The following is a 13772-nucleotide window of genomic DNA, read 5'->3' on the forward strand; positions in this document are numbered from 1 at the left end:
GCAGCCGGGGTGCGCGATGCCAATGCCATCGAGCGCATGGGTGCAAAGCTCATGTTCCTGCCGCCCTACAGCCCCGACTTCAACCCCATTGAGAACGCCTTCTCAAAGTTGAAGGCCATGTTGCGGGCTCGGGCAGAGAGAAAGATCGATGCCTTGTGGGACGCGGTCGGCGCATTGATGCCCCGCTTCACGCCGACAGAATGCGCAAACTACTTCAGGGCTGCTGGATATGACCCGGATTGAACAGGATCTGCTCTAGATTTTACGAATGGTGTGTTCGGCAGGGAGGGCATGCGTAGTTGGCAGTGCCCCGGTAATCCCGATGTTGCTCCGCATTCTACCGGCATAGTTCGGTTTCGCTTTCGAAGGGATTCCCATGATAGCGCCAAAGTTGCTACTCGCGTGGAATCTCGCGGTCGGATGGGCGTCGGGAACCGGTGGAGGCTTGATACGTGCGCAATGGAACGTTGGCGATATCGACCACGCCGACTTTGTCGTCATGGGCCGTATCGCCAATTACGGACTGATCCTTGACCCCGTAATCCGAGAGAGGAACCGGGAGATGGCGGCACGAAGGGGCGATACCAAGATAGGTGAGCCCGAGTCGAATGCTTCAACTTTTATAACCGACTACGCACAGTTCGATATTATCGTCGATAAGGTGCTGCGCGGGATGTAGCAGAAAACATTACGGCAACCTGGGATAACTCTACCTTTGGTGAACCCGCGACGATGCCACCCGGCCCATTTCTGATTGCTTTGCGATCACGCAACTCCCCTCTGCCGCCACTTCGTGGCCCGAGCGCCACGGTTTTTCCAACACCAAAAACGAGCCCGTTCACGGTTTTGCAAGCGCCATGCGCTGAGGCTTTCATATTTCCAAGTGGGAGCGAGGAAGCGAAACTCGTTCGGGAGCGATTGGCAGCAAGGCAATAGCGATGTCCGAAAAATCAGAACGAAACGTCCGCCTGAGCTGATCAGTCGGACATCAATCCCAAAGTGTCGGAGACGTTCGCAATGGACCTAAGGGTGCCCCGGGTGGCACTTGCTCCCCAACGGCGGACAACACGGGGCTGCTGTCGCTATGGCTGCGATGAAGGCAAATAGATCCCGCAAAGGGGCGGGCCTTGGATGCGCGAGGTTCACGACAGCGCCCGGCCCACGCCCTTGATGCCGGTATCGCGCATCCCAAGCAACTCGCCAACTATCGTCTTTGAGAAAGCATCTCTCGCTCGGCGCTCAATTGGCGGTATAGAGCATTGAGCTCAGCGTGTTTCGTTTCTTTGATATTCTGTGAAGCCATTTCTGCGTCGAGCTTCTTCAGGGATAGGTCGATCTCTGCACATCGCGTTTGGTTGGGGTCTGACTGTTTAAATTCGATCATGTCGCATCTCCTCGCGAAACGACCACCAACTGCCCTTTCGAAGGCAATAGCAAGCGTTTTAGTCTGTCAGGATCTCAACACACAGAAAGCGACTGACATTTAATTTAGCGGTCCCTGTATTATCGCGGTATCTACCTATCGACTGTGGGGGAGACCGGCAGGATCAGATAGGTCTGGGCGCTTGGGCCAGCCGCAAGAGCATCCGCGGCACCGAACTCGTCGCTATCCTCGAGAAGTAATTATTGCACAGAATGGTCCTATTCGATGGATCGCAAAGACGCGATGCAGAACGAGGAAAGTAAGGCAGAACGGACCTTGCGGTCACCACGATGTTGCAGCTCCCAGCAACTGGGTTTTTCATGGGCGCGCTTGGGGACGTCGCAAGCATCTTGAAATCGGCCACTTCCGCGACATCTTCAGGTTTCCCGAAGCGAGCTGCAATGTCGAGCCAATCCAACACCCGCCAGACCCCAAAACTGACCGCCGAACAGACGATCTCGGTTCTTTTGAACTTCGGAGAGACCCTTGGTGCGTTCGCGCGTCAGCTCCCGGAAGAGGAACGCCATCTCGGAAAGATGCTGATTGATGTGGCCGATTCAGTGAGAACCATGGCTCACGATATAGGGCAGGGCGACACTGACGTGGCTATGGAAATCGTGCGTTCGTCTGCGCGACTTATCACCGTCATGCGAAGGGTACTTTCGTTGCGTCCGGGGACGGCGACCGTTCATTGAAGAACGGAGACGCCGTTACTGACACGCCATACCTGCCGCACTGATCGCAGGGTACTGATCCGCAGTGTATTCACCAGCGCTGTGTTTTCGTCTCGTTCCTCTTTTTCAGTGGCGCGATCTTCCTGAATGCGGGGTTTTCTCGCTGGGGAACATCCCGTAGGTCCGGTAATCGACGTGCTCGACCGGTGGCCACGGGAAACCCTTGGTCTGATGAAGGTAGTCTTCGGTCCCCAACAAGGGCCCTCGTGGCGGGCACCTGGCTGCAGCTCTATTCATGTCCAGTGCAAGCGGCTTAAATAGCGTCGGCTCACCTTTCATCAGACGCCAAGAATCGCGTCGATCTCGGCGATAAGAGCCGCATAGGTCTCAATGTGCCGATGGTATTCGGCTTTGATTTCGGCCGTGACGTCGGACAATGGCCCGCCGCCTTCTTGTCGGTAGTGGCGAGCGTCGCTCTCCTCCATTTGGCGGATCTTCTCGCGGTGCTCTTCGATCTTCTCACGGTACTTTTCTCGGATATCCACCAGGCTCACGGTCGTCTCCTGTTCGCTGCAATGTCATCCAACACTGTCGTGGATTGAACGCCATCGCAACTCCAATTTCCGCCTCCGGGAGCGATTGCAGGACAGGCACCACCCCCGGCCATGCCGAAAGAAACCGCCGCTCAAGGGGCTCGCAGCGTCTCCGGCCGCGATCGGCATCAAGGATCTGCGAGAGCAGACGACTATCGCCTCGCCATCCTGCAGCGCTTTCACCTGTGCCCCTGCAAGTCATCCGTACGATACGCCATTTGTTCAAGTATTAATCCATCGTGCAAAGTATATCTTGACGCGCAAAATGTGGAGGGGAGGAGATTGATAGAATGTCTAAATATGAACTCTGCGTGGATGGTGAAAAATGGGCGATAATTGATGAAGCGACCCAATCTCCAGCGAAAATTGATGGGGTTCGTCTTTCCCAGATGGGATACGACGAGGCCCGCCAAATACTAAAGGTTCTTCGAGGATCAGAAACGGTGAAGAGCGCGTCTACCAAAGCTGCCGCGTCCACCAGGCGGCTCGCGAAGCTGTCGCCATACAGGATCGACGCGGAGTAGTTACCCGGGCTCATCCCTGGCCTATGTCCGAAAAACGACAGGGTTTCAACGACTGGAAGCCCCACGAACAATTTCGCCATCTCGCGCTGGTCGGCAGGCCAGACGGCGACATGAGGGAAGGCCGATCCGCGTTCCGTGCTGCTATCAGAACAGGCGATCATGCCTTGGCGTCATCTCGTCGATGCCGGCAGCGACAAGCTTTCGTACGCTGCGATGACTTTGGGTCGCTTCAACGCCGGCAGGTCACTTCCACACATTTGCGGGAGCATCGATTGGCGGACGGGCAAGGGGACCCCCGGTACGTCGAACGGGAGGCCTCCAGGCGGATGGCTGACTACTTTCTGGCGGAAGACTGTTTGATCCGGATCCGCAGATGCCCACCTTGCGCCTGCTCGATTTCAAATGTGTTGGTTTTGCGCACGAGATCGCTGAGCTTGCGAAAGCCATATGTTCGCGGATCAAAGTCGGACGCCAGGTTGGCAAGTTGAGTACCGACGGCACCAAGTGGCACCCATCCATCCTCGCTCTCGATCTGAGCAATGATCCTCTTGATGATCGGTGCGGCGGCACTTGGCGGTTGGAGAGACTTCGGTGTCTGGGCAGACTCGCTATCGTTGGGAGCGACGGCTGGAAGCAGATTTTCTGTATAGATGAACTTACGACACGCCTGCCGAAAACTCTCCGGCGTCTTGTGTTCGCCAAAGCCGAAGACGTCGACGCCCTGTTCGCGGATCCTCGCTGCGAGACGCGTGAAGTCGCTGTCGGAAGAAACCAGGCAGAAGCCATCGAACCGACCACTGTGCAGCAGATCCATAGCGTCGATAACCAGCGTTATGTCGGACGCGTTCTTTCCTGTCGTGTAAGCGAACTGCTGCTGGGGGATGATCGCGTGCCGTGCAAGAACATCCGTCCAAGCCTTTGATCTTGCGCTTGCGAAGTCACCATAGATCCGCCGGACGCTTGCCTCTCCGATCTTGGCGATTTCCTCGAACAGGCCATCGGCGATCTTGGCTGACGCATTGTCGGCGTCGATGAGGACTGCCAAACGTGGTGAACGAGGATCAGCTGGCATTTTGCGGCTCCATTTTTTTCCTTCCTGCGTGACATTGATCTGCCAGCTCCCCAATCGGGGCGCTCAAGAATTCCGTCTTGGTCGGCGAATGGCTCTCACCTTTGCGCTGCTTGTATCTCCGCAGAAAAGTTCGTCATCGCCGTTGGACTCAAGACCCGATACACCGACACCGTGTGGCATTTCGAGCCGTTCCAGGACCTCCGCGGTTTGGGGATCGACGCGTCTCACCTCACTCTCGTCGCCTTCCCAGGTGCCGTGCCACAGTTCTCCGTCGACCCAGGTGACGCCGGTAACGAAGCGGTTTGAAACGATGGAACGAAGGATCTCTCCGGTATCGGGATCGATTTGATGGATCTTCCGGTCCCTGTATTGCCCCACCCAGAGCGTCCCGTCGGCCCATGCCAGGCCCGAGTCGCCACCATGGCCGGGAGCCGGGATTGTCGAGAGCACGCGCCCGCTCTTCGGATCAATCTTCTGGATCCGATCTTCGGCGATCTGAAACAGATGCTGACCGTCGAAGGTGGTTCCTGCATCGGCTGCGACATCGATCGAACGCACTGTCTCACCGTTTGCCGGGTCGAAGGCGTTCAGCTTGTCACCGGAGGCAAACCAGACATGCTGGCCGTCGAAACTGACGCCGTGCACGCGATCGACGCCTTCAAATGGTCCGTATTCGCGCAGAATTTGGGCTGCAGATTTTTTCATGGCTTGATCCTATCTGTTGATGCTTCCATCCTAGCCACCGGGCAGCGGGCCGGGGAGTAACAAGGTTGTCGGGAAACCCGGCACGGGCGGGGTCATCCAGCGACGCGCTCGCCCGCGACCGAACGAATGGACCTTGCCTTCTGCTGCAAGCTGCTCCAGCGCCCGCTGCACCGTGCGGGGACCGGCTCCGAGTACTATCGCCAAGGCCGAGCTCGACCAGGATTCACCGTCGGCAAGGAACGCGAGCAGCGCCCCATGCGGCTCCTCGACAGGCGGCGCCAGTACCACGACCTCACGGGACTGGCCCAGCACCAGCGCAAAACCCCGGTTCGTCGCTTTCACCTCCACCAAGTCTCGAAGCTCCGCTCGAAGCCGTCCGACTTCGACCCGAAGCCGCGCGCGATGCGATTCATCGGCATGCCTGGCCCGGAAGGCGCGGGCAAGGAGCGTCGTCCTTGGAACATCCCCGGGCCAGGCTTCACCTAGCGCGCGGGCAAGCGCGAACAAGACCGGACGCGTTGCGAGCGATACCACCACGTTTCCGTCTCGCACGATGTTGCGGCAGGCATCGACAACAAGCGCCCCCGACGACAGGAGCCCTTCTACCTCTTCGAGGAGGATGAGGCGCTCCCCGCCATGGGTAATCAGGCGGGCCGCGGGTGTGTTCAGGACGACGAATGCATTCTCCACTTCACTCGCCAAAGCGGGAATGCCCACTTCGCTTGCGGCTTTCGCAGCCCTTATCAGCGCAGCGTGTGCCGCCTTCGTCTGCAAGCGCCGGATGGCGATACCGGCGGCGACCAACTCGTGGGCCGTCCTCAATGCGGGGGGAAGCGTTGCAGGGGGAAGTTCGCGGAGGAGCCCCTCAGCGTCGTCAAGCCGGCCGATCAGAAGGAGGCGCCGGAGCTCGAGATTGCGTGCATGGGCCGCATTCACATGATCGCCATGGGCCTCAAGCGTTGCACGCGCCGCCTCGAGCACCTTTGCGGGCCAGGTGAGATCACGGCAGACGAGTGCTATTTCCGCCTCGGCAACGATACAACGCGCGCGTGGCACTGCCTCTCTTGGGCCAAAGGCGCGGGCAGCGCTTTTCAGCAGCGCCTTTGCCCGGACGAAATCACCCAGTTGCGCCATGGCGATGCCTCGAAGTGCAAGAGCGGGCGCATCGTCTCGCAGAGCGACGTGTTTCAATGCGCCGAGAGGATCCCCGGCTGCAAGGGCGCGTGCTGCAGCGGTGATCAGCGAGTCCATCGAAATCCCGTCACACTTGTAACTCCCAGCATCTACCGGTCCCGCCCTAGTCTGTTGTCGATCGCCAAGCAAACGGCTCGCATCAAGCTTGATACGACAACTGATAGCAAAAGGAGAAGAGCAATGACGGCACACGCAACCGGGACGCGCCAGGAATGGCTGGCAGCACGGCTGAACCTCCTCGAGGACGAGAAGGAACTGACACGGCAGAGCGATAATCTGGCACTGCGGCGGCAGGAACTCCCCTGGGTCGCAATCGAAAAGGACTACCGGTTCGAGACCGGTGAAGGAAGCGTTTCGCTGAAAGACCTGTTCAAGGGACGCTCGCAGCTCCTCGTCTACCATTTCATGTTCGGCCCCGACTATACGGCCGGCTGCCCTTCCTGCTCATCGATTGCCGACGGGTTCAACGGCATCGTCGTTCATCTCGAAAACCACGACGTCGCCTTCTCGGCTGTGTCGCGGGCACCGCTTTCAAAGCTGCAGGCGTTCAAACGGCAGATGGGCTGGGACTTTCCCTGGGCATCCTCGTTCAGCAGCGACTTCAACCAGGATTTCAGCGTCTGGTTCACCGAGGAGCAGCAACGCGATGGCGGCATAGACTATAACTTCCGCCGCGAGCGGCCGGCACCTGAGCCACTGGCAGGAAAGACTGTCCAGGAATGGCAGCTGCGCGGCAGCGAAGGACCGGTCGCGCAAATCGCGGCCATGACGGGAACCGATGTTCCCACATATACACGCGACCGGCCTGGCCTGAGCGCTTTCGTGCTTCACGACGACACCGTCTATCATAGCTATTCAAGCTATTCCCGCGGACTGGACGCGGTTTGGGGAATGTATCAATGGCTTGACCGCGCGCCACTGGGGCGGAACGAAGACGGTGTATGGTGGCGTCGCCATAATGAGTATGGCCGTGGGTGACATTGCAATGTCGCTACACTCCAACGCCCCTTCGGATATGCCTGCCGCAGGAAACGGATCCGCCGGCGCCCCAACCGGCAGGCGTCTCGTCAGGACCGCCGATCGGTTATCTCTCGCTGCCGCGCCGACCTTCGCACTCATGGCGCTGCATTCTGCTGCGCGCGGCGGGGCCGAGATGCTCTGCTCTTCCACGCAGGATGTCTTTGCGCCAGGCGGAATGGTCACGATGTACGCGCTCATGAGCGCGTTTCATCTGGCACCTTGGCTGAAGCTGATCTCCAGCCACGCGAGAAGTCCGGGGCCGTCTTGACCGCCGGTGTCGAAAGGCGATGACCCTGCTCGTCAACGAGGGACATCTCACGAGGAAACCGGCGGCGGCCGGCGTCCGGAACCACTGGTCACCGAAACGACGAAACGCGCCAATGCAGGTGCGTGCCGAGAGGCTGGACGGCGGTCGTGCCTTGCGCCGGGTCGCCCTTGTTGAGAATGCACGTTCCCCTAGATGCCATTGCGGGGGGCAAGGATTGAGCATGCTGTGCCCCACCGTCCTCCCTCGGATGGCGCGCGCCAGGGCAACCACAGGAGAGACTGATGCCAGACCACCCCAACGTCGTTCGCCGCGAGACACACGTTCCTGCGCCACCCGCGGCAGTGTTTGCCCTCCTGACCGATCCGGAGAAGATTCTTCGCTGGATGGGAACCGAAGCCCAGGTCGAGCCGCAGCCCGGGGGGATCTATCTTGTGAACGTCACCGGCGCACGCTTTGCTCGTGGTTCTTTTCGCGAGGTTGTGCCGGTACACCGCCTGGCCTACAGTTTTGGCTGGGACGGCAGCGAGGCGGTGCCACCCGGGTCGAGCCTGGTCGAGATCGATCTTATCGAGCAACCCGACGGGACGCTGCTGCGCCTGACGCACACTGGCCTGCCCGATGCTGCCCAATGTGACAGCCATGCGGAAGGCTGGGCTCACTACCTCGGCCGCTTGCACGAGGCCGCAGCCGGACGGGAGCCCGGTCCCGACCCTTGGCATGGCCGGACGTGACCGAGGTCCGTTCGCGTACTCCGGCGAATAGTTTTAAGGGCTATCGAGCGTGTCGGACCTCGGAGACCGATGCCGGCCGCTCCGATCGATGTGTCGGAGCCGTTCAAGCGTAAGATGGAGTTCCGCGATATCGTCGCCGGCCGGAACACGCGGGGTAAGCGAGTTGCCGAAGAGGGGAACCCCCTTCGGCACTCTCGTATTGGAGAATACGCAATCGGACGGAAGAATCTACCCAATCTATACCATGGATGTGGATTGGGGGCCCGCGCTTGGATCATTTTACAGCTTGGGCAGAGCGGCCAATCATCAAGAGCTCAAGGACTGCGCTCGCGTCGAGTGGGCCTCAGCTCGGCCACTCCTTGGAGATCGCTTTGACCGTGATGCTCCATTGACCTATCTTTGTATTACAAACGGAGGTGAAAACGATGTCAGAACAAAAGCTATCGGCTCCGATCACCATGAGATTGCCCTTGGACGTCCTGTCGGAGATCGAAGAAATCGCCGAGATCTCAAGCCATTCTCGAAGCTGGGTATTCGTGCGAGCACTGAAGTCTTATCTCGCGGCCGAGGGGCGCGAAATAATCGATATCGCGCGTGCGCGACAAGAGATCGATGCAGGGCACGGCCACGATCTTGATGACGTGATTGACGAGATCAACGCGATCGTCAAGGGAGCTGCCGCTTGAAGATTACACTGTCACCGGCGGGTAGGGAGACCGTCAGGGCAGAGGCTTACTACCTCCGATCAAAGAGCCCCAGAGCCCAGCAGTTCGCCGACGATCTGAAGCGGCGCCGTTAGAATCTCAGCCGCTTCCCCGAGATGGGAAGGACCACCGAGGAACTTCCCGTTCCGGGCGTCCTTAGATTTTCGTCATGGGCGTCTATCTGGTCGACTATGAAATTCGGGACGACGAGGTTGTGATCTTCGCGATCCGCCATGGTCGTGAGCGACCACCAGGCGTCGAGCTCGGCGACGATTTCGACTACGAGAACGCTGGCGAACCTTCCTAGCGCGGGCGCAGCTCAAAGGTGACCTCCTGCGGCTCCCAGCCATGGATAATCTCATAATCCTTGGCTTTCCGGCTCTCACTACGGCGTCACCATGTTTTGTCCTGGGATCGTCAGGCTGGTGGTCGCACAGATCTCGGACAGTGCCGTTTTCAAGAACATGGTTATCGGCTTCGACCGGATGCTCTACGCTGTCAATCGGCGAAATGAGAAGGAGGGCTGAAACAGGTGAAACCAAGGTGTCATGGGAGCCGATGTTGAAGAACGGGATTGCCACACCTGTGTTACGGATGACAGCTTGTGGCCGCCGTGCCATGATCCAGCGATGGATCTGCCCGTCTCCCTCGCCTGGTTGATTGACGAGGCCTACACCTCGTCAATCCCCGAAACATTTCTGGCCGAGCTCGGCGGCCGGCTGCTGGACGAGGGCCTGCCGCTTGCTGGCGGAGCACTGATGCTTGCAGCGCCGCACCCGATTGTCGCCCACCGCACCTGGCTGTGGCAGGCGGAGACAGGGACGGTGATTGAGGCGCTCGGCTTTTCCAGCCTTGCCGGTGGTGGCATTGCTGGTGCGGATGCCAACCAGGCCGGATACGACTGGTTGGCCGCACTTGGTCCGGTCGACGAGGTCGCCGTCGGATCGGCGCCGGGCGGTCCGGTGCTGGGCTGGGCCGGAGACCGACCGTTCGAGCCGGCTGAAACCGGCCGCCTGCGGCAGGCCGCGCGTTTCGCCGCCGCGCCATTGGCTGCCCTTACCTCGCGGGTGACGCTGACTGCGCTTCTGGAAGCCTATCTCGGTCGGCGTAGCGCGGCCCAGGTACAGGCCGGCGCGCTGCGCCGCGGCACTGGCGAAACCATCCGCGCCGCACTCCTGTGCGCGGACCTGCGTGACTTCACCGCTCAGTCCGAAGTGGTAGAACCGATGGCGATGATCGCTGCGCTCGACGCCTGGTTTGAGCGTGTCGCCGGTGCGGTGCATGCCTTCGGAGGCGAGGTGCTGAAGTTCATCGGTGATGGTTTGCTGGCGATTTTCCCGGTCACTGGCACGCCAGGCGAAGCCTGCGAGGCGGCGCTAAAAGCGGTCGGCGCCGCCCGCGCCGGCATGGTTCATCTCGATGCCGTGCGACAGACACAGGGATTGCCGCCGCTACCCTTTGGCATGGCGGTTCACTTCGGCGAGATACTCTGGGGAAATATCGGTGCAGCCGACCGCCTGGACTTTACCGCGATCGGCCCCGCGGTCAATCTGGTCAGCCGGCTCGAAGGCCTCTGCAAGCCGCTTGGACGCAGCGTACTGATATCGGGTGCGGTCGCGGCGGAAACGACGATTGCGTTGATCCCTTTGGGTGAGCACATGCTGCGCGGGATCGCCAATCCCTGTGCGACCTTCGCTCTGCCGGACAACTGAAACAGGAGGGTAGGGCAGGCGCGCCTCGGGATTAGACCTTGCATGGAGGCAGACATCGGGTTTGACCTCGGCGATCGATTTTGCGCGGCCGCGCAGAAGTCCCACCCAGACGTTGAAACGACGACCGGGAAAGAGCGCAGGCTTCCACGACTCCTCGCCGGGGACGAGGTCACATGCTGACATGGTCAATTTCAGTAGAGCGTTGCCAGCAGGCGCTCGGCTGCCTTCACATCGGCTGTATCCAGGCCCTCGTCAAATTGCTCGAACACGGGCTGCAACAGTTCCCGCGCATCGCGAGACCGTCCGGCGTCGGTCCACAGTTTCGCGAGATCGGTCGCGGTTCGTAACTCCCATGCACGCGCGCCGATATTGCGGCTATGCCCAAGCGATCGCATCAAGCATTCCTCCGCGTCATCGGCCAGAGAACTCGGCATAGACAGGAGAAGGTTCGCTCTGATCCGCAGCAGTTCGGGCATATAGCAGAAGTCCCCGTTTTTCTCGACAAGTTCAATCGCCCTGTCGACCCTCGACATGCTTTCTTCGAACTGGCCGATGGCCGCCAATCCCTTGACAAGCGAGATTTCCAGCATGGTCGTGAACACCTCGTAGGTGGATGCATGGAGTTTTTCCACGCATCGTCGCAAGGTCTCGATACCAAGCTTCACATCGCCCCGTCGAATTGCCACTTCTCCTTCGAAACCTCTGGCGACAGAGACGTATGGCGACAGGAAGTGAAGTCCTGCACGCGAAATCAGCCATTCGATGTGCTCCTCGGCGCTCGGCAGGTCATCGCGCCACAGGAAGACGGCAATCCCCCCGAGCAATGCGATGCACAGCGTCAGGGAGTGATCCAGCTCTGCGGCCTCGCTGATCGCCCGGCGTGCACGGGAATCGGCTTGCGCCGGATATCCTTGCAGCCACAGGTTCCTTGCAAGTATGCCGCCTGCCAAATGCCTCCCTTCAAAGCCGACATAGCTCGCCGGAGTTCGCTGTGGCTGCGGATCGCTCCTGGCCGCCGCCTCCAGTTCGATCCGCGCGTTATCGAGGTCACCTGTAAAATGCAGCGAATTTCCAAGAAAGAAATGGCCCAACTCGACGGTGGCAGAATCCTTCATGGTCGCGGCGATTTCGGAACAACGCCTTGCGTAGTGAAGGGCAGCATTGAAGTCGCCGATACGCAGGTTGAACATGTTCAACGGGCCCAATATCCGCAACTGATCGAGCGCATTGCCACGTTCTTCGGCGATCTGGAGACTTCGGCTGAGGGCCACCTGCGACGTCTCACGACCGCCATGCAGATACATGCGGGAGATACCGAGGCCGGCTTGAAGATGCATTTCCTCGACGCTGCCGCGAAAAGCACTGTCTAGCGCGAGAAGCGCACGCTGCGACCATCGCTGGCATTCGGGGAAGAGTGACATGACCTGGAAAACCGGCACTGCGGCGGCCGCAAGCCTGATGCCAACAGCCACATCACCGTCGTCCCCAAAACACCATTCCAATGCCGCTCGAACGTTGTTGATGCTCACAAAATACGGCAACCGTTCCGGTCCGGTGGACAAAGTTGGCCAATCGGGTCCGAACTGCTCCAGCCAACGCCGGTAGTATGTCGCATGGCGTGCAGCCAATCCTGCACGATCATTCTCTGTCTGACATTGCAGCGCATAAGCCCGCGTCGTGTCCAGCAACCGGTAGCGCATCATCGCGCCGATGGGGTGGGTCGCCAGCAAGGATTTCGCCACCAGACTATCAATCGCGCCAAAGACGGCGTGTCTATCCAGAGCCGGGGTGGAAATCACCTCCAGTGCGGCATCAAGCGTGAAATCGCCGACGAAAATCGCCAGCCGACGAAGCACGGTGCGCTCCTCTTCGGTGAGAAGTCCAAAGCTCCAATCGAGCGTAGCCTGGAGCGTTTTCTGGCGTGGCGGCGCTGTGCGCGACCCCGCCCACCCCAATGTCAGGTGCTGGTCGAGAAGCGTCGCGGTCTGCAGCAGACCATAGGTTTCAACCCGTCTGGCGGCCAGTTCCAACGCAAGCGCCATGCCGTCAAGTTTGCGGCAGATGCTCGCAACGATGCGGACATCGCGCTCGCTGAGATCGAGAGTGGCTCCGCTGGCCGCAGCGCGTTCCATGAACAACTGCGCCGCCGGAAACGATAAAAGGTCCTCGGTGGTCATTTCAGGGTCATCGGGCGGACACGCGAGCGTTTCGAGCCTGTAAACATTTTCAGCCTCGATTCTCAGAGCCTCGCGACTTGTAGCAAGGATGTATACTTGCGGTGCGGCCTCGACGATGTTTGCCGCAAGATCCGCGATTGCATCTATCAAATGTTCGCAAGTATCGAGGATCAGCAGAATTCGCCTGTCGCGCAAATATGCAAGCAGGCTCGGACGGACATCGTCGGATCCGACGGACAGGCCGAGCATGGACGCGATCCCCGCCGCAACCAGACCAGGATCGCTCAACATTCCGTAATCGGCAAACAGTACGGCGCCATTGAAGCTCGGGGCCAGGCGATGCGCCACCGCGGTGGCGACCGTGGTCTTCCCGACGCCGCCCACCCCAACGATGGAGACCATGCGCGACATCATCAATCTGTCAGACAGGTGCAGAATATCCACTTCTCTGCCAACCATCCGGTCGAGACGGCTCGGAAGGTTGGCATGTCGAAATTCGGCGTCGCCAGTGACCTCCCGCAAGGGTCCCGACCGCGAGATCGGTGCTACAAAACAGTAGCCTCGCCCTGGGATCGTCGTGATATAGCGCGCACCATCCTGCCCATCGCCCAGTGCCTTTCTTAGCCCCGTCATGTGAAAGCGCAGGCTACCCTCCTCGACGGTGACATGGGGCCAAACCCGGGAAATCAAATCCTGCTTGCTGACGACCTTGTTGGGAGCGAGGGCGAGAGCGATCAGCAAGTCCAGGGCACGAGCACCCAGATCGATCGGAACACCTTCCTTGGCAAGGAGCCGCTGGCTGACAGTCAAGCGGAATGGACCAAAGGATAGTCCATCCGCCGCAACGTCCCCGAGTCCAGTCATGGCTCTTGTCCAGTCATGGCCCTTGCCTTCAGCCGCTCCACCCCGGCCTTTATACGCCAACGACTTCGTTGGCGCTATCGAGGATGACCCGCGCGATCCCGCGGCAAGAAG

17 protein-coding genes are annotated in these 13772 nt (G+C 59.8%); 11 read left to right on the top strand and 6 right to left on the bottom strand.

Annotation, left to right across the window (positions count from 1 at the left end; translation table 11 throughout):
• On the top strand, positions 1-243 hold a 243-nt coding region (locus tag AC1D2R_RS23270), incomplete at its 5' end, for a transposase (protein ID WP_477970927.1).
• A 133-nt stretch (positions 244-376) separates the two neighbouring features.
• Positions 377-679 carry a hypothetical protein gene (locus tag AC1D2R_RS23275; RefSeq protein ID WP_477970929.1) on the top strand — a complete coding sequence of 101 codons (303 nt, stop codon included), beginning with the start codon at positions 377-379 and terminating at the stop codon, positions 677-679.
• A 525-nt stretch (positions 680-1204) separates the two neighbouring features.
• On the opposite strand, the gene AC1D2R_RS23280 is transcribed toward AC1D2R_RS23275, so the two are convergent.
• Positions 1205-1384, bottom strand: a complete 180-nt coding sequence (locus AC1D2R_RS23280; protein WP_477970931.1) for a hypothetical protein — start codon at positions 1382-1384, stop codon at positions 1205-1207.
• A 440-nt stretch (positions 1385-1824) separates the two neighbouring features.
• Here AC1D2R_RS23280 and AC1D2R_RS23285 point away from each other — a divergent pair, with 440 nt between their 5' ends.
• Complete coding sequence (locus tag AC1D2R_RS23285; protein ID WP_477970933.1) at positions 1825-2118, top strand: hypothetical protein; 294 nt, start codon at positions 1825-1827, stop codon at positions 2116-2118.
• A gap of 317 nt (positions 2119-2435) precedes the next feature.
• Here AC1D2R_RS23285 and AC1D2R_RS23290 read toward each other — a convergent pair whose 3' ends face one another.
• On the bottom strand, positions 2436-2651 hold the full coding sequence (locus AC1D2R_RS23290; protein WP_477970935.1) for a hypothetical protein: 216 nt from the start codon (positions 2649-2651) through the stop codon (positions 2436-2438).
• Positions 2652-2980: 329 nt separating this feature from the next.
• Here AC1D2R_RS23290 and AC1D2R_RS23295 point away from each other — a divergent pair, with 329 nt between their 5' ends.
• The gene (locus AC1D2R_RS23295) at positions 2981-3214 is read left to right on the top strand and encodes a hypothetical protein (RefSeq protein WP_477970937.1); all 234 of its coding nucleotides are present in this window, start codon (positions 2981-2983) and stop codon (positions 3212-3214) included.
• Between the two features lie 334 nt (positions 3215-3548).
• Here the strand turns inward: AC1D2R_RS23295 and AC1D2R_RS23300 are convergent, their stop codons facing one another.
• The 3 genes from AC1D2R_RS23300 to AC1D2R_RS23310 form a co-directional block, all read right to left on the bottom strand.
• Positions 3549-4286, bottom strand: coding sequence for an NYN domain-containing protein (locus tag AC1D2R_RS23300; RefSeq protein WP_477970939.1), 738 nt, complete (start codon positions 4284-4286; stop codon positions 3549-3551).
• A 63-nt stretch (positions 4287-4349) separates the two neighbouring features.
• Complete coding sequence (locus AC1D2R_RS23305; RefSeq protein WP_477970941.1) at positions 4350-4991, bottom strand: Vgb family protein; 642 nt, start codon at positions 4989-4991, stop codon at positions 4350-4352.
• A 30-nt stretch (positions 4992-5021) separates the two neighbouring features.
• Complete coding sequence (locus tag AC1D2R_RS23310) at positions 5022-6242, bottom strand: helix-turn-helix domain-containing protein (RefSeq protein WP_477970943.1); 1221 nt, start codon at positions 6240-6242, stop codon at positions 5022-5024.
• A 123-nt stretch (positions 6243-6365) separates the two neighbouring features.
• Between AC1D2R_RS23310 and AC1D2R_RS23315 the strand changes: the two genes are divergently transcribed.
• The 7 genes from AC1D2R_RS23315 to AC1D2R_RS23345 all read left to right on the top strand — a co-directional run bounded on the left by AC1D2R_RS23315 (position 6366) and on the right by AC1D2R_RS23345 (position 10620).
• The gene (locus tag AC1D2R_RS23315; protein ID WP_477970945.1) at positions 6366-7163 is read left to right on the top strand and encodes a DUF899 domain-containing protein; all 798 of its coding nucleotides are present in this window, start codon (positions 6366-6368) and stop codon (positions 7161-7163) included.
• On the top strand, positions 7156-7473 hold the full coding sequence (locus tag AC1D2R_RS23320; protein WP_477970947.1) for a hypothetical protein: 318 nt from the start codon (positions 7156-7158) through the stop codon (positions 7471-7473). Before AC1D2R_RS23315 ends, AC1D2R_RS23320 begins: the two co-directional genes overlap by 8 nt.
• Before the next feature lie 281 nt (positions 7474-7754).
• Complete coding sequence (locus AC1D2R_RS23325) at positions 7755-8204, top strand: SRPBCC family protein (protein WP_477970949.1); 450 nt, start codon at positions 7755-7757, stop codon at positions 8202-8204.
• A gap of 425 nt (positions 8205-8629) precedes the next feature.
• Positions 8630-8890, top strand: a complete 261-nt coding sequence (locus AC1D2R_RS23330) for a CopG family ribbon-helix-helix protein (protein WP_477970951.1) — start codon at positions 8630-8632, stop codon at positions 8888-8890.
• Positions 8891-9077: 187 nt separating this feature from the next.
• Positions 9078-9215 (top strand): hypothetical protein, encoded by a 138-nt coding sequence (locus tag AC1D2R_RS23335; protein WP_477970953.1) that lies wholly within the window; start codon positions 9078-9080, stop codon positions 9213-9215.
• Between the two features lie 91 nt (positions 9216-9306).
• The gene (locus tag AC1D2R_RS23340; protein ID WP_477970955.1) at positions 9307-9435 is read left to right on the top strand and encodes a hypothetical protein; all 129 of its coding nucleotides are present in this window, start codon (positions 9307-9309) and stop codon (positions 9433-9435) included.
• A gap of 102 nt (positions 9436-9537) precedes the next feature.
• Complete coding sequence (locus AC1D2R_RS23345) at positions 9538-10620, top strand: adenylate/guanylate cyclase domain-containing protein (protein ID WP_477970957.1); 1083 nt, start codon at positions 9538-9540, stop codon at positions 10618-10620.
• Positions 10621-10811: 191 nt separating this feature from the next.
• Here the strand turns inward: AC1D2R_RS23345 and AC1D2R_RS23350 are convergent, their stop codons facing one another.
• A complete protein-coding gene (locus AC1D2R_RS23350; RefSeq protein WP_477970959.1) occupies positions 10812-13661 on the bottom strand; it encodes an ATP-binding protein in 2850 nt (949 codons plus the stop codon).
• Positions 13662-13772: the final 111 nt, after the last annotated feature.

The sequence above is a fragment of the Rhizobium sp. P1_C7 genome, from assembly GCF_056406295.1.

What these genes read in the sequence shown, in the direction of transcription:
- AC1D2R_RS23280 (WP_477970931.1), bottom strand. Translation starts at nt 1,384, where the DNA reads ATGATCGAATTTAAACAGTCAGACCCCAACCAAACGCGATGTGCAGAG.
- AC1D2R_RS23345 (WP_477970957.1), top strand. Translation starts at nt 9,538, where the DNA reads ATGGATCTGCCCGTCTCCCTCGCCTGGTTGATTGACGAGGCCTACACC.
- AC1D2R_RS23295 (WP_477970937.1), top strand. Translation starts at nt 2,981, where the DNA reads ATGTCTAAATATGAACTCTGCGTGGATGGTGAAAAATGGGCGATAATT.
- AC1D2R_RS23325 (WP_477970949.1), top strand. Translation starts at nt 7,755, where the DNA reads ATGCCAGACCACCCCAACGTCGTTCGCCGCGAGACACACGTTCCTGCG.
- AC1D2R_RS23305 (WP_477970941.1), bottom strand. Translation starts at nt 4,991, where the DNA reads ATGAAAAAATCTGCAGCCCAAATTCTGCGCGAATACGGACCATTTGAA.
- AC1D2R_RS23285 (WP_477970933.1), top strand. Translation starts at nt 1,825, where the DNA reads ATGTCGAGCCAATCCAACACCCGCCAGACCCCAAAACTGACCGCCGAA.
- AC1D2R_RS23335 (WP_477970953.1), top strand. Translation starts at nt 9,078, where the DNA reads ATGGGCGTCTATCTGGTCGACTATGAAATTCGGGACGACGAGGTTGTG.
- AC1D2R_RS23310 (WP_477970943.1), bottom strand. Translation starts at nt 6,242, where the DNA reads ATGGACTCGCTGATCACCGCTGCAGCACGCGCCCTTGCAGCCGGGGAT.
- AC1D2R_RS23350 (WP_477970959.1), bottom strand. Translation starts at nt 13,661, where the DNA reads ATGACTGGACTCGGGGACGTTGCGGCGGATGGACTATCCTTTGGTCCA.
- AC1D2R_RS23275 (WP_477970929.1), top strand. Translation starts at nt 377, where the DNA reads ATGATAGCGCCAAAGTTGCTACTCGCGTGGAATCTCGCGGTCGGATGG.
- AC1D2R_RS23315 (WP_477970945.1), top strand. Translation starts at nt 6,366, where the DNA reads ATGACGGCACACGCAACCGGGACGCGCCAGGAATGGCTGGCAGCACGG.
- AC1D2R_RS23340 (WP_477970955.1), top strand. Translation starts at nt 9,307, where the DNA reads ATGTTTTGTCCTGGGATCGTCAGGCTGGTGGTCGCACAGATCTCGGAC.
- AC1D2R_RS23330 (WP_477970951.1), top strand. Translation starts at nt 8,630, where the DNA reads ATGTCAGAACAAAAGCTATCGGCTCCGATCACCATGAGATTGCCCTTG.
- AC1D2R_RS23300 (WP_477970939.1), bottom strand. Translation starts at nt 4,286, where the DNA reads ATGCCAGCTGATCCTCGTTCACCACGTTTGGCAGTCCTCATCGACGCC.